Annotated in this window: 19 protein-coding genes and 5 pseudogenes; 15 read left to right on the forward strand and 9 right to left on the reverse strand. The window is 36.7% G+C overall.

Annotation, left to right across the window (positions count from 1 at the left end; genetic code table 11):
• Window positions 1–55 precede the first annotated feature (55 nt).
• The 5 genes and pseudogenes from IGI38_RS24075 to IGI38_RS24095 form a co-directional block, all read left to right on the forward strand.
• Window positions 56–739 (forward strand): annotated as a pseudogene (locus IGI38_RS24075) (IS6 family transposase); the annotation flags it as partial.
• Window positions 740–1,219: 480 nt separating this feature from the next.
• Window positions 1,220–2,350, forward strand: coding sequence for an acyl-CoA dehydrogenase family protein (locus IGI38_RS24080; RefSeq protein WP_438734492.1), 1,131 nt, complete (start codon window positions 1,220–1,222; stop codon window positions 2,348–2,350).
• 18 nt (window positions 2,351–2,368) lie between these two features.
• A complete protein-coding gene (locus IGI38_RS24085) occupies window positions 2,369–3,178 on the forward strand; it encodes a phosphate/phosphite/phosphonate ABC transporter substrate-binding protein (RefSeq protein WP_438734493.1) in 810 nt (269 codons plus the stop codon).
• 23 nt (window positions 3,179–3,201) lie between these two features.
• Window positions 3,202–4,389 carry a cobalamin-independent methionine synthase II family protein gene (locus IGI38_RS24090; protein WP_438734494.1) on the forward strand — a complete coding sequence of 396 codons (1,188 nt, stop codon included), beginning with the start codon at window positions 3,202–3,204 and terminating at the stop codon, window positions 4,387–4,389.
• Entirely contained in the window at window positions 4,382–4,852 is a 471-nt protein-coding gene (locus tag IGI38_RS24095; protein ID WP_438734495.1) for an OsmC family protein, read from the forward strand. Before IGI38_RS24090 ends, IGI38_RS24095 begins: the two co-directional genes overlap by 8 nt.
• 242 nt (window positions 4,853–5,094) lie before the next feature.
• Here IGI38_RS24095 and IGI38_RS24100 read toward each other — a convergent pair.
• The 6 genes and pseudogenes from IGI38_RS24100 to IGI38_RS24125 form a co-directional block, all read right to left on the reverse strand.
• Window positions 5,095–5,460, reverse strand: a pseudogene (locus IGI38_RS24100) (transposase); the annotation flags it as partial.
• Window positions 5,461–5,503: 43 nt separating this feature from the next.
• Window positions 5,504–6,391, reverse strand: a complete 888-nt coding sequence (locus tag IGI38_RS24105; RefSeq protein ID WP_438734532.1) for an IS3 family transposase — start codon at window positions 6,389–6,391, stop codon at window positions 5,504–5,506.
• Window positions 6,388–6,642: a transposase gene (locus IGI38_RS24110; RefSeq protein ID WP_438734496.1), complete on the reverse strand. Its 255-nt coding sequence runs from the start codon at window positions 6,640–6,642 to the stop codon at window positions 6,388–6,390. The genes IGI38_RS24105 and IGI38_RS24110 overlap by 4 nt, the downstream gene beginning before the upstream one ends.
• A 262-nt stretch (window positions 6,643–6,904) precedes the next feature.
• Window positions 6,905–7,852, reverse strand: a complete 948-nt coding sequence (locus IGI38_RS24115) for an IS30 family transposase (RefSeq protein WP_438725454.1) — start codon at window positions 7,850–7,852, stop codon at window positions 6,905–6,907.
• A 78-nt stretch (window positions 7,853–7,930) separates the two neighbouring features.
• Window positions 7,931–8,860, reverse strand: a complete 930-nt coding sequence (locus IGI38_RS24120; RefSeq protein ID WP_438734442.1) for a DUF4158 domain-containing protein — start codon at window positions 8,858–8,860, stop codon at window positions 7,931–7,933.
• Window positions 8,861–8,863: 3 nt separating this feature from the next.
• Complete coding sequence (locus tag IGI38_RS24125) at window positions 8,864–9,418, reverse strand: recombinase family protein (RefSeq protein ID WP_438734443.1); 555 nt, start codon at window positions 9,416–9,418, stop codon at window positions 8,864–8,866.
• 475 nt (window positions 9,419–9,893) lie between these two features.
• Here IGI38_RS24125 and IGI38_RS24130 point away from each other — a divergent pair, with 475 nt between their 5' ends.
• From IGI38_RS24130 to IGI38_RS24145, 4 genes and pseudogenes are all read left to right on the forward strand, one after another.
• Window positions 9,894–10,130 carry a FeoA family protein gene (locus IGI38_RS24130; RefSeq protein WP_438734497.1) on the forward strand — a complete coding sequence of 79 codons (237 nt, stop codon included), beginning with the start codon at window positions 9,894–9,896 and terminating at the stop codon, window positions 10,128–10,130.
• Entirely contained in the window at window positions 10,117–12,018 is a 1,902-nt protein-coding gene (feoB, locus tag IGI38_RS24135) for a ferrous iron transport protein B (RefSeq protein ID WP_438734498.1), read from the forward strand. The genes IGI38_RS24130 and feoB overlap by 14 nt, the downstream gene beginning before the upstream one ends.
• 149 nt (window positions 12,019–12,167) lie before the next feature.
• Window positions 12,168–12,302 (forward strand): annotated as a pseudogene (locus IGI38_RS24140) (transposase); the annotation flags it as partial.
• 70 nt (window positions 12,303–12,372) lie between these two features.
• The gene (locus IGI38_RS24145; RefSeq protein WP_438734499.1) at window positions 12,373–12,627 is read left to right on the forward strand and encodes a transposase; all 255 of its coding nucleotides are present in this window, start codon (window positions 12,373–12,375) and stop codon (window positions 12,625–12,627) included.
• Between the two features lie 245 nt (window positions 12,628–12,872).
• Here the strand turns inward: IGI38_RS24145 and IGI38_RS24150 are convergent, their stop codons facing one another.
• Window positions 12,873–14,270, reverse strand: a complete 1,398-nt coding sequence (locus IGI38_RS24150; protein WP_438733013.1) for an IS5 family transposase — start codon at window positions 14,268–14,270, stop codon at window positions 12,873–12,875.
• 126 nt (window positions 14,271–14,396) lie between these two features.
• Here IGI38_RS24150 and IGI38_RS24155 point away from each other — a divergent pair.
• Window positions 14,397–14,719 (forward strand): annotated as a pseudogene (locus IGI38_RS24155) (transposase); the annotation flags it as partial.
• Window positions 14,720–14,944: 225 nt separating this feature from the next.
• Here IGI38_RS24155 and IGI38_RS24160 read toward each other — a convergent pair.
• Complete coding sequence (locus IGI38_RS24160; RefSeq protein WP_438734500.1) at window positions 14,945–15,889, reverse strand: N(5)-(carboxyethyl)ornithine synthase; 945 nt, start codon at window positions 15,887–15,889, stop codon at window positions 14,945–14,947.
• 279 nt (window positions 15,890–16,168) lie between these two features.
• Between IGI38_RS24160 and IGI38_RS24165 the strand changes: the two are divergent.
• The 3 genes and pseudogenes from IGI38_RS24165 to IGI38_RS24175 form a co-directional block, all read left to right on the forward strand.
• Window positions 16,169–16,521, forward strand: a pseudogene (locus tag IGI38_RS24165) (DDE-type integrase/transposase/recombinase); the annotation flags it as partial.
• Between the two features lie 163 nt (window positions 16,522–16,684).
• Window positions 16,685–17,278, forward strand: a complete 594-nt coding sequence (locus IGI38_RS24170) for a UPF0236 family transposase-like protein (RefSeq protein WP_438734501.1) — start codon at window positions 16,685–16,687, stop codon at window positions 17,276–17,278.
• Complete coding sequence (locus tag IGI38_RS24175; RefSeq protein ID WP_438734502.1) at window positions 17,215–18,069, forward strand: ISLre2 family transposase; 855 nt, start codon at window positions 17,215–17,217, stop codon at window positions 18,067–18,069. Before IGI38_RS24170 ends, IGI38_RS24175 begins: the two co-directional genes overlap by 64 nt.
• Window positions 18,070–18,320: 251 nt before the next feature.
• Here the strand turns inward: IGI38_RS24175 and IGI38_RS24180 are convergent, their stop codons facing one another.
• On the reverse strand, window positions 18,321–18,407 hold the full coding sequence (locus IGI38_RS24180) for a type I toxin-antitoxin system Fst family toxin (RefSeq protein WP_127446299.1): 87 nt from the start codon (window positions 18,405–18,407) through the stop codon (window positions 18,321–18,323).
• A gap of 477 nt (window positions 18,408–18,884) precedes the next feature.
• Here IGI38_RS24180 and IGI38_RS24185 point away from each other — a divergent pair, with 477 nt between their 5' ends.
• Entirely contained in the window at window positions 18,885–19,496 is a 612-nt protein-coding gene (locus IGI38_RS24185) for a recombinase family protein (RefSeq protein ID WP_438734503.1), read from the forward strand.
• A gap of 350 nt (window positions 19,497–19,846) precedes the next feature.
• Window positions 19,847–20,257: a transposase gene (locus IGI38_RS24190; protein ID WP_438734504.1), complete on the forward strand. Its 411-nt coding sequence runs from the start codon at window positions 19,847–19,849 to the stop codon at window positions 20,255–20,257.
• The last annotated feature ends 6 nt before the right edge of the window (window positions 20,258–20,263 follow it).

Below are 20,263 nucleotides of genomic sequence, written 5' to 3' on the forward strand. Positions count from 1 at the left end.
CTGATTTTATAGGTGGCTCAAAATTACTGAGCATTTTTGGCTCACTTTAGTTTAGCAGTCACAACAATACGATTATCGGATTATTATTGAAGCCTTAGGCTTATACTATCATTTTTCTTTGAGCTACCGTGATTGTGCCAAAATAATGCGTAAATTCAGTATCGGTGTGCATTACACCACCATCTATCGCTGGGACAAACAATATGGCAAAGTCCTTTATCATTTATGGAAGAAACGTAACAAACGCCGTTCCTTGTCCAAATCCTGGCGGATTGACGAAACGTATGTCAAAGTAAAAGGGAAAGACCGTTACCTCTATCGTGCCATTGATTCCAACGGAAATACCCTGGATATGTGGTTACGAAACCATCGAGATACCGTTTCTGCAAAGTCCTTTATTTGGCGATTAATTCGTGATTATGGCCAACCACGCTCGATTGTGACGGATAAGTATGCCCCTTCTCTCAAAGCTATCAAAGAGCTGAAGGATGAGGGAATACTAGGTAAACAGGCCCACCATTGGAAGTCCAAATATCTCAACAATATTCTTGAACAGGATCACCGCCAGGTGAAAGGCAAGTTTCCTTACGGCAATAGTTTCCAATCCACGCATACAGCAGCTGCCACGATCAAAGGAATTGAAGTGGTTTCTGCACTATATAAAGAAAGTCGAAGAGAAATTACCCTCTTCGACTTTTCCACGTGGGAAGAAATTGAACATCTATTAAAAGCAGCATAAACAGCTAGATGAATATTCGAGACGTTCGTCGTTTTAAAAAACTTTGCAACACAACCTTCGCTAGCAGAGTTTACGAGGAGTTAGCCACTCAGAGATTGCAAATAGTCTACCTACGAATAGCCGGGAAAAGAACCAGTAATATTACAATCAAGCAAGTCAAAATTAAACTTTGCAACATAAGCAAATTTTTGATAGTCTTTTAATTGTAAGGGCTTTATGGAGTGTTTTTTTGGGAGGGATGAGTATGATTAAAATGAATCGGTGATTTTGAGTGATCAACAACCTTAGAGTTTCTAAGTTAATCGTATTCGACTTTTTACAATGCGTATACAATATCTTGTAACGTGCTCTATTTAATGTCATCAATTATTCAAAAGCCCCCATACTATTGTAATCTATTATTGTGATTAGTTACACGAATGACAAGCACCTTTTAGAAAGGTGCTCTAGCTTATAAAAAAATGAAAAAGAGGTCTATTAATGGAAAACTATTATTTAACGACAAAAGAGTTTGCAAAAAAATACGTTGCTCCTTACTCTGTAGAAACAGATCAAACCGGAGAGTTTCCTGTAGAAACCTTCAAAGAGTTAGGTAATCAAAATTATTTTGAATTATTAATTCCAAAAGAATTAGGTGGAGCAGGAAAGGGACTCCTTGAGCATGCAGAAGTATGTATGGCTTTAGCAGAAGAAAATCCTAGTGCGGGATTATGTTATATGATGCACAACGTCGCATTGATGTGCGTGTTAACGCATGGAACCCCTGAAATGAAAGATAAAATATGCAAAGATGTTATTTCAAATAAAACTTTTTTAGCATTAGCTTATAGTGAATTTGGTTCAGGCGTTCATTTTTATCAACCAGAAATGACTGTGAACAGCGCAGAAGAAATTACAGTTTTAAATGGTAAGAAAAGCATGGTCACATCTGCTACGTATGCGTCTTATTATTTAGTTCTTTCCCCTAGCGTGTCCGAACAAGAAAAAATTAATAATTGGCTTATTCCATTAGAGCGAGAAGGAGTTACTTTTCAAACGGAAAAATGGCACGGAATGGGGATGAAAGGAAATGTTTCTTGCCCAATGATTTTAGATGATGTGAAATTAACAGACACGGACCGAATCGGTAATGAAGGGTCTGGAATGTATCAGGTACTTAATGTTATAGCGCCATTCTTCATTACAGGACTGGCTGCTGTATATAGTGGCGTTTGCGTGAAATTGAATGAATTAGCAATTGAACATGCGAATAATAGAATTTATCCTGATGGAAAATCATTAGCTAAATTAGATGGGATTCAAACACATTTAGCATCGATTTACACTAAAGCAATAGCTAGTAGAACGTTAACATTTGAAGCTGCCAAATCAGGTGCAACGGGAGAAGAAGATGCGTTAGCTAAAATACTTGCTGCGAGAATTCAAGCTTCTGAGGCTGCAATTGAATGTGGGAGACTTGCTATGCGAGTAGGTGGAGGAAAGGCATATAATCAAAGTTCCCCAATCGAACGCTACCTTAGAGACGCATATGCTGGACAAATAATGGCTCCAAGTGTTGATGTTTTAAATCTTTGGTTAGGAAAAGCAGTAACCGGCCAACAAATCCCATAAACTACAGGAGGAGAATCCATGAGGAAAAAAGTTAAAGTTGGAGCAGTAATCTATGATCCTAAAGTGACAATTATTTGGGAAATGATTTCAAAATTCTTAACGAAACAAGGAATTGAAACTAGCTGTGAATTTTATAAAGATTATGAGTTACAAGTAAAGGCTCTATTGAATAGAGAAATAGATATTGCTTGGAACTCACCGTTAGCTTGGTTAGATAGCTATATTCAAACAAAAGGAACGTGTTTAAATGGATCGATGAGAGATACTGATCAAAACAGGAAAACATATTTCGTCGTAAGAAAAAATTCGACCATTTCTTCTTTATTAGATCTGAAAGGCAAGGCGATTGGATTCGGAGCGGAGGATTCTCCGCAAGCACGTTTAATTCCAATCAATCATCTTCATCAAAAAGGGCTTGAGTATAATAAAGATTATGTTGAAAAACGATTTGACATTGGTATAGGATTACACGGTGATCACATAGGAGGAGAACTAGATGCTGTCCAAGCGTTAGTTCGAGGAGAAGTTGACGCAGCAGTAACGATTGATTTGAATTGGAATAGTTGGACAAAAGATGGGACAATTGATTCTCAACAATTAAAAATAATTGAGCAAACAAGACTATTCGATCATTGTATTTTTGTTGGACACCCAGATTTTGATAAAGAACTTTTTAAACAATGGAATAACATTCTGTTATCGATGGACTATAATCTTCCAAATCATAAAGAAATTATGGATTTAGAAGGATTGGAGCAATGGGTGCCGGGGAGACTAACAGGTTTTTCTCAGATTGAACAAGCAAATCAATATTTAGATTTTTTATAAAACAGTAAGAAGGGTTAGCGTATATGAACTCTAAAAATGAGTATCCTTTATTTTCGACAGCGTTAATGGGAAGTCTTCCCCGTTCTAACGATAATATGACGTCAAGAAGAAAACTGAAAAGAAAGTTACTATCAGAACAAGACTATTGGTCTCTTATAGAAAAAGAGACTGCAGAGGTTATAAAGTGGCAAGAAGCTTTAGGAGTAGATATTATTACTAGCGGAGAGCTATATAGAGATAATTATGTTTCTTTTGTTTCTGAAAAGCTTTCTGGTGTTCAAATGATGAGTATGAGCGAACTGTTAGAATATATAGAAGACAAAAAAGCCTTTGAAGAAATGTTAAACATATTGGATGTTCCAGCAAGTGCTATAAAAAATCCCGTTTGTATCGGGAAATTGAGATATACGAACGGCCTTGCTGTGGACGAATTGAAAATGGTACAAAAATATACTAAAAAGCCAATAAAAATCACGCTTCCTGGACCTTATCTTCTTACGCGCTCCATGTGGTTCCCTGAACTTACAAGAGGGCATTACGCATCTAAAGAAGAATTGGGCGCAGATGTTATAAAAATTTTAAAAGTAGAGATCGATAATTTAACAAATTTAGGAGTAAATGTTATCCAATTAGATGAACCTGTTTTAACAGAAGTAGTTTTTACTGAAGGGAAAACACGGACGTTCATGTGCGCCGCTTTGGCGGAAAAAAAAGATCCTACGGAAGAATTAGCCTTTGCAGAGTCATTAATAAAACCAATTATTAATTACATGAAGAAAAAAGATGTATTGTCTTCCGTTCATGTTTGTAGAGGAAATTGGAGTACAGATGAAACAACCTTATTACAGGGACCATACACCCCTTTATTACCATTGTTTCATTCAATAAATCCCGATATACTCGGTTTAGAATTTTCTACTCCTAGAGCTGGAGAACTTAGCTCACTATTTTCAAATGACATGTTTCCTAAAAATACGATACTCGGACTAGGAGTCATTAATCCCAGAACGGAAAAAGTAGAAGATAAGAGCAAAATTATCTCTCAAGTAAATGAAGCTAAAAAATTCTTACCCAGTGAAAGAATTTGGCTAACACCAGATTGTGGTTTTGCGACTTTTGCAAACCGGCCAGTAAATCATTATGACATTATCGAGGACAAAATACATGAAATGGTCGATGTTGCAAAAAGATTGAGGTGCATGGATGAATGATCTATATTCAGATCATTATTTAGTTGATTATAGGGGACTTGTAGACAATCAAAATCATATAAAAATTTTGAGTAATAAGGCCGTATTGTCAGTTGAGAATATCATTAATTTTGATATTGATTCAACAACAAATAGTTCTATTGATTTATTTGCTGGAAGTTTACTCAGCGATACGCTACTATCCATTTTAAAATATGCTAGCAAAAAGGATATCTTTCTGGACGATTTAGAAGGGAAAATTGAAATTAAAGTCGCTTCTCCCTTAGCGTTCTTGCTGGTTCATGGCTATGAGGATATGACTACTAAAATTGACAAAATTACAATCACCTTCTTTATGTTTACTTCACTTGAGACAGATGAACAGTTCGAAAGATTTATAGAAAGTTCTCTAAATCAGAGTATTCTCTACAATACATTGAGAATGAATCAAATTATAGAAGTAAGGTTCAAACAGATACTATGATGTATAAAATATGAAAAAGTCTGGTGAACTGTAGTCAACCAAATAAGGTCGTTATTTGGTTAAGTTCCATTATCAGCCTAAAGTCAAATAAAGTGTACAGAAAATGGTCCTGATATGCTCCCTATAAAGCCTGCAAATAAAAAGTCAACCATAAATTACTAAAAGGTTCATCTATTTTTGAAGGCACGACAAATATAACCACCGAAAATCGCTGGTTTCAAATTGATTCTTCATGGATAGCGTTATTCGATTTCTGGAAGAGAAGATAGATATTCTTTTACTCGTCCGTAATAGATACGCAAAAATTTATTTGCACCTGCAGTCATATAGACATAGTAAGGTTTGCCTTCAGCTCTTTTTCTTGAAATGAACGTATAAACAGGATCGTCTTCAGGTGAGCTTTTCACTAAGACATTCATTACTTGGAAAAGTGTCTTGCGAAGTTGGGCAGACCCACGCTTACTAGTACGGACACCTTTCTGACTATACGTTCCAGATTGATTTACGCCAGGATCGACTCCTGCAAAAGCAGTTAATGCACCTCTATGAGAAAAGCGGCGAATATCGCCAATCTCTGTCATAAGTTGAGGACCCAAAGATGGGCCAACTGGATCAGAGTCAATAGATGAGACACTTTTTGCGAGAGATTTTTTATGCAGCTAGAATGGCTTGCTCAAACTGACTTGGAGATAAATAAGCTAACGCACTATGAATTCTGCGATTATTGTAAAATCCTTGTACGTAGCTAAAAATTTCGACTTTCGCTTCTTCAAAATTTTGATAAAAAGGCCGTTGGTACACGTGCTCTTTTTTTAGTAATGCGTGGAAAGACTCGATCCCGGCGTTGTCATAGGGACAGCCTTTTCGGCTGTAAGAATGGCTTATAGCTAACTTCTTTAATTTTTCTTCATATTCATTGCTGGTATATTGTGCCCCTAAATCGGTATGCAAAATTAAGCCATTACAAATATTTCGATTTAAAATAGCTTCATCAAGAGCTTTGTCTACAATTTCTGTTGTCATATGTTGATCAAAGTGATAACCGATTATTTTTCTTGAATGAAGATCCATGATTGTTGAAAGATAGCACCAACCGTCGTTTAATGTGTTTATATACGTGATATCTGCAACCCATTTTTGGTTTAAAGCAGTTGTTGAAAAATCTTGGTTAAGCAGATTGGGATAATTTTTTAAGATTCGTTTAGCTGCTTTACCTGCTTTGAATTTCTTGATGGATACAGATTGGATTCCTTGACGCTCCATTGATTTTTGAACACGTTTTAGATTAATTTTACGGTACTCTGAAAAATTTTGAGTTAATAGATAGCGAATTTTGCCTGCCCCATAGATACGATCACTTTCGTGATAGAGACAAAAAACGCGTTGATCCAATAATTTCTGTTCTTGCATTCTTTTTGTTGGGGTGGGGTTGATTCTCCGATAATACGTTGCTCGAGGGATGTCAAGAAGCTGGCACATTTTCATAACACTATGATGGCCTGCTTCGCTTTCTTGACGAATGAATTCAATGGTTTTTATTTCTTTGCCAGCAGACCGAGTGCTTTTTTTAAGATGGTAATTTCCTCATCTTTTTCTTTTAACAATTTTCTAAGTTCTTTCGATTCATCAGGCGTTAGTCCGCCAGGACTAGTTCTAGTGGAACCCTGGATCCATTTCAAAACCGTTGAATAACCGACTTCGTATTCTAAGGATAATTGACGGGCATTTTTCCCCTGATTGTATAAATCTAAAATAGTCTGTTTAAATTCCTTTGTGTACCGTTTGGACATAGGTTGACACCTTCCTTTGAGATTAGTTTACCCTCTCTCAAAAGCTGTCTCAACTTTTATACTACATCCAATCTCTTTTTAAAAGTATTGTGATTACTATCAGCAAAATTATAGAAAAAAATAGTAACCCTAGTGTTAAAAAAAAGTAATCAAACAATCACTCCCCCTCCTATTTTTGAGTCAAATAAAAATGACTAAAAAACTACACGTTACTACTTCAAACGAATATCCAACCATAGAGATGTATTTACATGCTGAATTGTCAAATTAATTGCAACATTTCTTCTTGAAAGACTTCCCAACAATTTTTCCAGTTCAATGTTTTTTTAGGACGCATATTTATCTTGCGTAATGCTTCCTGTTTCTCCGTAGGGGGTACCTTTGAAAAATCAGTTCCCTTAGGGAAGAATTCTCTAAATAAACCATTCCCATTTTCGTTAGATCCGCGTTGCCATGGGGAGTATGGATCACAAAAATACATAGGTACGTCTAAATCTTTCTCAATTTCTTTCCAGCAAGAAAACTCTTTCCCACGGTCGACCGTAAAGCTTAAAAATGCCTTGTGACTCCCTAGGTCTTGCACAAAAGCTTTAATCGCTTGTGCCATTGACTTCGCGGTACGATCCCTCATTGAGATCGCCCAATAAAAGCGTGTTTTCCGTTCAATAAACGTTGCTTCGCAGGCTTTGCTTTCCCCTCTGCTAGAAACAACTGTGTCCAACTCCCAATGTCCAAATTCTTCTCGAGTTGACACAGAAGCTGGGCGTTCATCAATGGTATGCCCTACAGTCATTTTGCCTCGTGCCTCTTCTTGTTTTTCTTGTCTTCTGCCTTTATGTCTCAGACACTGTTTAGACACATTAAGAATACCGGCATAGAGCCAATTGTAAATGGTTTTGAATGAAACTATTTGACGATCATTCGCAATTTGTTCAGGGGACCAGCTGTCTTCAAGATCACATTCAATCTGATAAGCGAATTCAGAAGTCCATTTGGACTTCGCACCACAGGCACTGCGCTTCATTTCCGCATCTAATTGCGCATTGTCGGCATTATAGATCAAATCTTCGGGTACTCGTTTCAACTCACGATCAATCGTTGTTCGGCTAACACCAATTCTGTCCGCTATTTCTTGAATACTCTTGGCATCATAAATCATCGTCTCTATACATTTTCGATTATCTCGTGTAAGCTTTTTGTGTGAACCCATCAAAATCACTCCTAGTAGTTTGTTATCCTAAACTCATTTTACTAGAAATTTTTGATGGGTTCTTTGTTGCGATTAATATTACAATTCAGCTGTCATCAGAATACGCGTGTGTATATTAATCAAATGGTCTATTAACACTTGTTGATATTTTATAAGGAATGTAGTTAACAGAGCATATCGCTTATTTTCGTCAAAACGGATATAATCATATGTTTTATAACGTTCTGCAACACGTGCGAGTTGCCCTAGTCTATTTTCATGAACAAAGGATAATGCCTCTTGATTAAGGTTTATAGCTGCTATCGTTTGTATACGATAACAAACATCTAAAGCAGCCTCTTTGGTGGATTTTCCGCTCAGTGTCTTCAACCAAGCTAGTTTAGAACGTTTACTTTCTAAACTTATAACTAATAATTGTTCTAGCTTCTCTTTTTGTGTATCAGACAATATATCTGAGATTTGTCGGTATAATTCTAGTTCATTAGCTGTTCTAACCGAAATAACAATACGCTCAATTTCAATAATATCAGGCAACAAAATTCTTTGCTTTCGAAATTCTTGGACGGCTGATTGTATAAGGTATATTTCGTCAAAATTTTCTTTAACAATGTCTTCTAATATCTTTTTAAGATAGGATAAATTTGACCAAGTACATTCCTGATAATTGTAATATGTACAAATTTCAGTCAAATGATTGAGTAGAGTATTTTTACCTTTTCCATAATTCTCAAACTCAATTATCGATATCCCAAGTTGTGCCCCCACATACTTAAGAAAATCCTCAGGGATATCCAGACTATCAGACAATGCTATTCCAGGGTATCGAGCGAGACACAATTGAACACCAAATCCCATACGATTAGCTTCCCCTCTATGTTTATTGATCAACTCGATATCTTCTGCAGAGAAACTAAAATAGGATTTAAATTCTTCATTCCCTAATTTTTTTATTGAAAGTAAGTCATTTCTTTGAGCATTTGTGAGTAATCCTTGAGCTTTTGTCACCATAAATTATTGTTCTCCTTTATCAACATAGCGATAAAGGGTTGTTTTACTTAGCCCTGTTGCTTCAGTTATCTGTTTAATAGTATATTCTTTTGAAGAATACATTTTTAGAGCAGTTTCAACTTTCGATGGATCCTTGTAAGGACGGCCGCCATGTCTTCCTCTGGCTCTAGCAGCTGCTAGTCCAGCCTTAGTCCTTTCAACAATTATATCTCTCTCAAGCTCTGCTAAATTGGCCATTGTTCTGAAAAAGAATTTTCCAACACTAGTAGAGGTATCTATATTGTCTTGAATAGATATAAAATTGACCTCTTTCTTTTCAAAAAGTTCTGTTAGCTCAATCAGATGTTTTGTTGAGCGTGAAATCCTATCTAATTTATAAATAATGATAGTATCTCCAGGCCGGATTACTTTTAAAAGTTCTGCTAATTCAGGACGTTCTTTCCTTGTTCCAGTAATTTTTTCTTTAAAAATTTTATCTGTCTGTACGTTCCTTAGAGCATCAATTTGCATATTTAAATTCTGATCATTTGTACTTACACGCGCATAGCCAAAAATCATTCATAATACCTCCAATATTTTTCTTTAATAGTACCATAAACGTTGAGTGCAAATAATATCGGTCGTTAGATTATGGAAATGAGTTATGGTTCTTGTTTTAGAATACTTATGGTTCAAATTTACTAATTCATCAAAGGTACCATAAACGATCGTTTATGGTACCTAAAAATAAAGCAAAAAATTCTTATAGGGATAAAATAACAAGAAAAGAGAACAAATTAGTCCTTAAAGGGATTTTTGCCCTCTTTGCGACAATGAGGCCTCTAAGAACATTACGAGGTCCCTTTCCACGCGCTATATATCAAGAACCTTTTCAAAATCCAAATCACTCTGTCTTTTTTAGGATAACCTAAAACATTTTTTAGCTCAACTTAAATAACAATGAGAATTTGTAGTTTCTACCTTGAACGTATAAAGTTTTGGTCATATAATAAAAAAGTATTCGGTCTACCTAAAATAATATAGGAGGTACAAAATGCAGTTACACAATATTATTATGGATGAAACGTATGATGTTGTATCAGTTAATCATCCGAATGCTGAAATGAATCGGAGGTTACTGGACTTAGGTTTTTATGAAAGAACTCCACTAAAAAAGATTCTGATAAGTCCCAAAGGAGATCCTATAGCCTACAGAGTACGCGGTACAACGATTGCTCTAAGGAATAGCGATGCACAATATATCGAGGTGAAAAGATATGGAGATAACTAACTCTGGGTTTGAAATCCAAAAGAAAAAAAAGACTGATCGAACGATCGCATTGGCTGGAAATCCCAATGTGGGAAAAAGTACAATTTTTAACGAACTAACAGGAATGAGGCAACATACCGGTAATTGGCCCGGAAAAACTGTTGATCTTGCCCAAGGATACGTTGAACATAATCATAACGGATACGTCTTCGTCGATTTACCTGGAACTTATTCGTTGTCAGCTCATTCTCAAGAAGAGGAGGTTGCAAAAGACTTCATCAAATCCAAAGATTCAGAAGCAACGGTAGTTGTTTGCGATGCTACTAGTTTAGAGAGAAATTTAAACCTTGTGTTGCAAATAATTCGAATTACTCCAAAAGTGATTGTGTGTGTCAATTTAATTGACGAGGCAAACAAGAAGAAAATTTCTATTAACTTAGCTAGGCTAGAAACGCTTTTAGGCGTTCCTGTTGTGGCTACATCTGCAGCAAAAAAACAAGGACTAAATGAATTGATGGATACAATAGAAAAAGTGATAGGTAAAGAAGTTACTTCCAACCGAAACATGCGTAACGCGCTGGATCAAATTCATGAGGATACTCAAACAGAATCATTAGCACTTTTAGAAAGAGCATCTATTATCGCAAAAGAAGTGGTGAAATTTGAAAATCAAAATTATGATCGGAATGATCGTATCTTAGATAAAATACTAACTCAAAAAATTACTGGAATTCCAATGATGATACTCCTCCTCCTAATTATTTTTTGGTTTACAATCGCTGGTGCTGACGGACCATCTGATTTTTTAGCTGATCACTTCAGTCAACTTGGAGAATGGTTAATTATTCAAGCAACACAACTAAATATTCCTCAAAGTATCCAGAGTGTTCTTATTGAAGGAATTTATAAAGTTTTATCTACAGTTATAGCGGTAATGCTACCGCCAATGGCCATATTTTTCCCTATCTTCACAATGCTTGAAGATTTTGGGTATCTGCCAAGAATAGCTTTTAATCTTGATAAATATTTTCAAAAAGCTGGCGCATGCGGAAAACAAGCACTGACTATGTGTATGGGATTTGGTTGTAATGCAGCGGGAGTTGTTGGAGCAAGAATCATTGATTCACCTCGTGAGAGACTGATTGCTATTATTACAAATAATTTCGTTCCTTGTAATGGTCGCTTTCCAATTTTAATAGCTGTAATCACTATGTTCTTTGTTGGATCTTCCGAGGGGTTAGCTAATTCAATTATGTCAGCGATATTTTTAACATCAGTGATTGTGCTAGGTGTTATATCAACGATAGTTGTTTCTCGCTTATTGTCAAAAACTATTTTAAAAGGACTTCCTTCTTCATTCACATTAGAATTGCCTCCATATAGAAAGCCCCGAGTCGGGCAAGTGCTCGTTCGTTCAATCCTTGATAGAACACTCTTTGTTTTGTGGCGAGCCATCATAGTAGCTGCTCCAGCGGGATTAATAATTTGGATTTTAGCTAACATTTCAATGGGAGAGCTGTCATTATTGCAACATATAACACAGTTTATTGACCCCTTTGCAAAACTTATGGGACTTGATGGGACTATATTAATGGCCTTTATTTTGGGGCTTCCAGCCAATGAAATAGTTATACCGCTGATGGTTATGGGATACATGGCAACAGGCACAATAACTGAATATAATTCATTAAATGAATTCCACCAACTGTTGATTGAAAATGGTTGGACGTGGCTGACAGCAATGAACGTATTACTATTTACGCTATATCATTGGCCTTGTTCCACTACGCTTTTAACAATTTATAAGGAAACTAAAAGTAAAAAATGGACATTTGTTTCATTTATCGTACCAACTATAATAGGGATTACAATTACTATAATCACCACCACTATTATTCATTTATTCTAGTTTAAATCTCAATCATGTCAGATAAATTATATTTTCACGAAAAACTTGTCAACGAAAACACAAAAATAGACACAGAAAAAAATAGACTTTTCGGGCTGTGATACACTTTTCTTGACTATCAGTTACATTACCGGAAGGAATGAACTCCATTGAGAAAAACATATGCTCGTGAATTTAAACTAAAGATTTCACAGGATCTCCTTGAGAAAAAAGTAACTACCAAGAGAATTGCTGAAGAATATAATATCTCTCGTCCAACAATTTCCCGATGGGTTTCAGAGTATTGGATGTAGTATAAAAGTTGAGACAGCTTTTGAGAGAGGGTAAACTAATCTCAAAGGAAGGTGTCAACCTATGTCCAAACGGTACACAAAGGAATTTAAACAGACTATTTTAGATTTATACAATCAGGGGAAAAATGCCCGTCAATTATCCTTAGAATACGAAGTCGGTTATTCAACGGTTTTGAAATGGATCCAGGGTTCCACTAGAACTAGTCCTGGCGGACTAACGCCTGATGAATCGAAAGAACTTAGAAAATTGTTAAAAGAAAAAGATGAGGAAATTACCATCTTAAAAAAAGCACCCGGTCTGCTGGCAAAGAAATAAAAACCATTGAATTCATTCGTCAAGAAAGCGAAGCAGGCCATCATATCATAGTGTTATGAAAATATGCCAGCTTCTTGACATCCCTCGAGCAACGTATTATCGGAGAATCAACCCCACTCCAACAAAAAGAATGCAAGAACAGAAATTATTGGATCAACGCGTTTTGTGTCTCTATCACGAAAGTGATCGTATCTATGGGGCAGGCAAAATTCGCTATCTAGTGACTCCTGAATAACTCAATGAGTTCAATAATTCGTGATCAGAAATGGTAGTGAAGCCCAATCTAAAATCCAGACAAAAATGTTTCTTTGAATTTTGGACAAATTTAAAGAAACAATCGCCAAACTGACGGCAGTGAAGGTTGTCTGTGCCAATCTTGTGCGTATTAATCCCAACCCATGGCATCTTTTGGCTAAGCTAAATTCTCTTTCCACCTGAATTCGATCTCGTTCATCCTTCCAACGGATTTCCTGACCTTCTTCTTCCTTAGATGGACGACCCAGTTTAGGACCAGATAGACGGATATGGTGTTCCTTGCAATACGCACGATTCTCTCGAGTACGGTAGATTTGATCCGCTAAAACTCTTTCAGGATAGTGACCTGTTCGTTCACTATAGCGCTCAACGATTGTCTGGAAATCCGTAGATTCATTGAACGCATCGAAAGACATCCGTTCGATCCGGACGAACCCATCGGATTGACTGATATCAAGCTTTACTCCAAATTCTGTCGGCGTTTTGACTTTCCCTCGAACGATTGGACGAAGGTAGGGCTGACTGAAACTAACAATCCGATCTTTGACCCGATGGGTCTGATGATCATACATGTCACGCTGTTGGTTGGCAATGTCTGTGACCACTTGAAGGTTCGCCCTTTGTTTTTCATCAAGTTCAGCACCCAGCACCTGCATTTTATCAAGATGGCGGATATTACGCTCCACGTACTTCAACTGTTGCTTGATAGCTTTTCTACGTTTCTTAGCTGTCCGTATCTTCAATTTTGAAAAAGCCAGATAGTTTCTTCTAGCCTCTTTGCGATCCGTACGTGGTTTCTTAAATCTGAAATTTTCACATAATTCGTCAATCAGTTCTTCAGCTTTTGTGCGTGCATCATTTAGAAGCGCTACATCTTGAGGGTGCTTGATATTAGATGGTGCACAAGTGGCGTCCATCATCAGTGTCCCTTTATTTTCATTAGATCCTCCAGTAGGAGGATCCCTTTTATCATGATGTGATTCCTGCTCATTGTACTGTAAAATCACTTCATTGATTTCGGCCAACTTCTCTGAGGTAAGTCGTTTACGGAAATAAACCATAGTGGACGCATCAAAAGGTTTTTCCAATTGGAACCCAGGTAGACCTATGAAATATTGCAGGTAGGGATTTTCCTGAATTTGAGCGACTGTTTCCTCGTCTGAACAAGCATATTTTGTTTGAATGAGTAGAGAACCAAAGGCCATTCGAAAAGGCTTTGCGACATTGCCCTTTTTATTTTTAAACAGTTTAGCGTAATCCTTTTCCAAGAGAGTCCAAGGAATGATGTCGGCTTTTTTGATCCAGCGATTCTCGGAATCCATGTGCAAGCCAATGGGCTGGTTGAAATCTTCAAAAGAAAGTTGCGTGTATTTTTGCTTTCTATACATTCAATAACATTCCCCTCAAGAAGTGAAGTAGCGTTTTACAGATAATCAGCAGAAAGTTCACATTTATTATATCTAAAAAGCTTCAGGAGTGTTGATATTTTAGTCCATTTTATTATTCAGTAGACACTAAACACATTAGACGACGGTTGGTGCTATCTTTCAACAATCATGGATCTTCATTCAAGAAAAATAATCGGTTATCACTTTGATCAACATATGACAACAGAAATTGTAGAAAAGGCTGTCCCTATGACAACGCCGGGATCGAGTCTTTCCACGCATTACTAAAAAAAGAGCACGTGTACCAACGGCCTTTTTATCAAAATTTTGAAGAAGCGAAAGTCGAAATTTTTAGCTACGTACAAGGATTTTACAATAATCGCAGAATTCATAGTGCGTTAGCTTATTTATCTCCAAGTCAGTTTGAGCAAGCCATTCTAGCTGCATAAAAAATCTCTCGCAAAAAGTGTCTCATCTATTGACTCTGATCCAGTCAACGAAGATACAAAAATAGACACAGAAGAAAATAGACTTTTCCGTGTCAACTTTTCTTGACTAACTCAGATGCCCATGAACGGCAACAGTTTCAGATTAAATTAACGGAATCGAACCAAAACAGGAATCTCTAAACTAGAGATTCCTGTTTTGGTAGAACACACATTCTTGCTTATGGTTCAGCGATTGCTACTTTGAAAAATGTCTTTGAAAATACTGATATCTTTAGAATAAATATATTGGGTAAATTGTCTGCTCAAAATAGGACTTACCGTTCGATGGACCAAAGATGGCGTGTTAGGAACGCAATAGAAAAAATGGTTGTTTTCGTAGTATATAGGCTCTGCAATTGTAGTAAACCGATTGTTTTCGATTGCATTCCCAGCGTCTGCAGCGACATCAATAATGAAGCATCCATTTTTAAGTTGTTGCTGCTCCTCGGTAGATAAAATAGGTAATCGGTTGTCTCCAACCTCAATGCCATTAATAATCATATCGAAGTCAGCAAGTTGCTCTTTAAATTCTGGCAATGTCCGACGATAAAATAAAGTGACCTCTGAGGTAATTTTTGAAACGGCGTGAAACGCCCCTTGAGAAACATTTCCTGACCCTAAAACAGCGATTTTTTCTTTTCCCGAAGGTAGTAATCCGTAAGTCAAAAGTGCATGAAACGTTCCCGCATAACCGGCATAAAAGCTGTTTTTTCGAATAAAATTCGAAGGAATCCAAGAGAGAGGTTTTTGTTGGTGAATATAATAGGCGGTTGGGAAACGATTATCTAAATCTACGATCACTAGTTTTTTGGGGAGTACTTGTGTTTTCATAAAGTCTTTGCCCGAACCTAACGGATGTGTCCAACCAATGATGATTTGGCCATCCCTCAACAAGCGATAATCTTCGGGTTGAATAATTTTTAAGGAAAAAATACCGTCACATTCGGCAAAAATCGTTTCTTTTGAAGCAACGATCGCCCCTTTTTCCGAATAAGCTTCATCTGAAAAGCCTAATCCATTGCCCAATCCCGTTTCCACATAGATTGTATTCGGAAAATCTCTGATGTCCGAAGGGAGCAGAGGAATTCTACGTTCATTGGGAAAGTGTGTCCTGATGATGCCTAATTTCATATGAAAAAACTCCTTTCTTTAATTCTGGCAAAAGTGTTACTTACAATCTAACTGTAATCACTTTTGGCATTATTGTAAAGAAGGACACGTATAAGATGGTTATCCACCAATTTTAGAAGCTGTCTTCATGAACGGTGTAATTTGACCCAAACGTTGATAAATTAGCGTTTAATTCTATTTGGTTCTGCTGCAAAGTTTTCAAACGGCCTTTTAAGTTAAAATGAAGAAAAAATAGCTTGGAGGAACGAAGATGAAACATTTTAAAGGGAAAAAATTTTAAAAAGACGTGATACTCAAGCTGCGTATGCCTTTCTAAAACGGCTAAAGAAACAGTTTGAAGGACCGAAGGTTCTAGTAACCGATAAAGCACCATCTATTCGTAGTGCTTTCCAGAAGCTAAAAAAGGCTGACCTATATATTAAGACGGAGCATCGAACAGCAAAGTATCTCAATAATTTGATTGAGAAAGGTCACCGACCAATCAAACGTCGGAATGCTTGCGAACGGCCTCGACCACGATTAAAGGCATGGAAGCGATTCGAGATATCTACAAGAACAGCCGAAGAGATTCCCCTATTTTCGGCTGTTCTGTCTGTACTGAAATCAAAGTCTTGTTGGGTATACCAGCTTAAAATATCAATTAATTAGCAACATTACTTTTTATTTTTAAACTTTGCAACAGAACCTCAGGGTATTAGCGTAAAATAATTGTTGGAAAATAAAAAAGAGATTTCTCCACATGTGTTAAAATCAAGGTGCTAAAAACCTTAAAACATCAACATGGAGGAATCTCTTATGAATATTGTACAACAAGCTGCGGAGAAAATCAGTCAAGAAATGATCAGTCAATTTGTTGGAATCCAAAATCATGATGTGAACTTCACAGAACTTGTAGAAAATATTCGATCATGTGTCCATGAAATCGGTGTTTCTATGATTGAAACACTGATTATTGAAGCAGATTCTGCTATACGGCAGTCTTCTGTCAGAAAGCAAGAATGGTTTATTCAACGAAATGAAGACACGAAAATTTGTGCGACGATGCTTGGCCCAGTTGAACTTAATCGTACGTATTTCAAACATAAGAAAGACCAACACTTCTCTTACTTGTTGGATGAATATTTAGGAATTTTACCTTACGATCGGATGGATACTGGCTTAAAATCACAGATATTAGAAACAGCCACAGAACGTTCTTACCAGCAAACCGTCGATCAATTCCAACATTCTGGAATAACAAGTAGATCGACGGTTAAAAATGTAGTTCATCGACTAGATGGGGAGAACTTGATTGTTTTGGACAGCGACGGGACAAAACACCAAAGGTGCTTTTCATTGAAGCTGATGAAGACCATGTTGCTTATCAAGACGGAACGAATCGCTTTATGAAGCTTGTTTATGTTCATGAAGGCTATCAACCTAATTTAGGACAGACAAAGCGCCTCCGGTTAAAAAATTGTCATTATTTCAGCGGTCTTTATCCAGATGGACAACGTCTTTGGGAAGAAGTTTATGCGTATCTTGACGATTCATATGATTTGGAAAAAGTTGATCGTATTTACTTCTCAGGTGACGGAGCTTCATGGATTAAAGAAGGGGCGAAGTACATTCCGAATACAATGTTTGTTTTAGATCAATTTCATACAGTTAAATATGTGAAAAAAGCATGTACAGGTCTATCATCAGGTGCACCAATACTGCTTGATTGGATTAATAAGAACCACAAGAATTTTGTTCAAGCGTTCTTTACTAGTCGTTTAGAAGATCACACGCTGTCTGGAAATCAAAGGAAGCAAATCTCTCAAGCCAAAAAATATCTCTTAGGCAACTGGGAAGCGATTCAAAATCAACATAATGTCGATTATATAGGCTGCAGCGCCGAAGGTCATGTGAGCCATATTCTGTCTTCACGATTAAGTTCTCGCCCGTTAGGATGGAGTAAAACTGGAGCGAACAATATCGCTAAAATGCGTGTATTTCTAAGGAATAAAGGGAACCTAATGGTTCACTTAGAATTGCAAAACAAGAAGATTCAAAAAGATTCTCGGGTTCAGCGATTAGACAAACGTGTCAACCGGCCAAAACTAACCATAGACCAAAGTTTTTTTGCCAAATTACCATTGTTGGAAAATGGGTTAATTACCGGTACACGCAACAGAGTAGCTAGCGTGATTAAATAGATTCTATCGATTTATCAAGGTTTCATTCATTACCATATTTTGGAGAAATACGAATTCCAACAAATTCTTGACGCAATCCCCTTGTATCACTAAGTGGAAAATGGAAAAAATTCGTGCTATAATAACCTTGCGAAACGAAATTAAGTGAACATTTTTACACCAAAAAGCCCTCCTATGCCAGTAGGAGGGCTTTTCTTTGCGCTGTTGCGACTCCAGCGTTGGAGCTAGAAGGCAACTGCTTCTGTTATCCGCTAATCATCTAGCCAGTGATCAACTAGTACAAGAACTAGACCCACAAATAATGGGGCGATAACAAACGAAATTAAATCAGTGAACATTTTTACACCCCCTTACGGGGCAGTTGCCAGTGATTAGTATAACATATGTAAAAGATTTGGTAATCGTTGGTCTAGGCGTCGTTGCACCTAAAATTAGTTACATGAAGAATAATTAATAGAAATTGTTTAGAAAGATGAAAATGAACCGCGTATTATATTTTAAGAGGGTGATAATTATGAATTCGAAGGATAATTTTGTTTTATTGTTCTATTCTTGACTCCTTAGAAAAAATGATGTGAAAAGAACAGCACGTTTATTGTGCGAGTGCACTTCATGAGATTAAATTGATATTAATATCGCATATAAAATAAGAGTTAATTCACTATACTCTAATTTCTATTACTATTTCCAAATTCAGAAATCTAAAATTCAGATAACATGCTCACTAGGGTACCCTCTATTGTGTTTTTTCAATTCTTTGATATACTAGTTTTTGAGAAACCACAATAGAGCTGCTCAAAAAGGAGTTGGAATTTTTGGCTAAAATTGGTTATGCACGAGTCAGCAGCATGGAGCAAAATTTAGATCGACAGGTTGAATCCTTAGAAAAAACTTGTAGCAAAATTTTTTCTGATAAGCTAAGCGGAAAAAATACAAACCGCCCTGCCCTTCTCGAAATGCTTGATTTTATTCGTGAAGGTGATATTGTCGTTGTCACTGAATTAGAACGTTTAGGAAGGAATAGTAAAGAACTTACCGACCTGATGTATCAAATTCAAAATAAGAGAGCGACACTTGAAATTTTAAACTTACCCACGACACAAGGGATTGAAAACGAAAACCTACGTACCCTCATTAATAATCTGATAATTGAGATATACAAGTATCAAGCCGAAAGTGAGCGTATGCGTATACTAGAACGCCAGAAGCAAGGCATTTCAATAGCAAAGCGTGAAGGAAAGTATAAAGGAAGAAAGCCACTATTTAAAGAGCCTGACGATCGCTTACAGCATGCCTTCAAGCTATACAAAGATGGAATGAGTGATAAAGATGTAGAACGTAATACCGGAATTAATCGAGAAACTTTTAGACGCTATCGGAAAAAATTTGGCGTCAAAAGAGAAAAGAGGCAGGATCATAATAGATAAAGAGCAGCGATTTCCTGAGAAATTGTTGCTCTTTTTATGATTCTTTTAGTTTCTAAAAATACCTTCTCATGTTTCTGATCCAATCAGCGGCTCTTACTGGGATATTTTCGCCTATCTCACCGAAAAGGTGCATTAGTACTGATTAAGTAGAACTACATTTGAAGATATCTACAATGCTAGAAATTGTGCGCTCGTAGTAAAATAGAACATATTAAAGCAGCAACCAAATTTATTTTTTGGTTGTTGCTTTTCTTTATGTCGCTGAATTGTAATATTAATCGCAACAAAGAACCCATCAAAAATTTCTAGTAAAATGAGTTTAGGATAACAAACTACTAGGAGTGATTTTGATGGGTTCACACAAAAAGCTTACACGAGATAATCGAAAATGTATAGAGACGATGATTTATGATGCCAAGAGTATTCAAGAAATAGCGGACAGAATTGGTGTTAGCCGAACAACGATTGATCGTGAGTTGAAACGAGTACCCGAAGATTTGATCTATAATGCCGACAATGCGCAATTAGATGCGGAAATGAAGCGCAGTGCCTGTGGTGCGAAGTCCAAATGGACTTCTGAATTCGCTTATCAGATTGAATGTGATCTTGAAGACAGCTGGTCCCCTGAACAAATTGCGAATGATCGTCAAATAGTTTCATTCAAAACCATTTACAATTGGCTCTATGCCGGTATTCTTAATGTGTCTAAACAGTGTCTGAGACATAAAGGCAGAAGACAAGAAAAACAAGAAGAGGCATGAGGCAAA

Source organism: Enterococcus sp. AZ128, from assembly GCF_051714485.1.
GTDB lineage: Bacteria > Bacillota > Bacilli > Lactobacillales > Enterococcaceae > Enterococcus_A.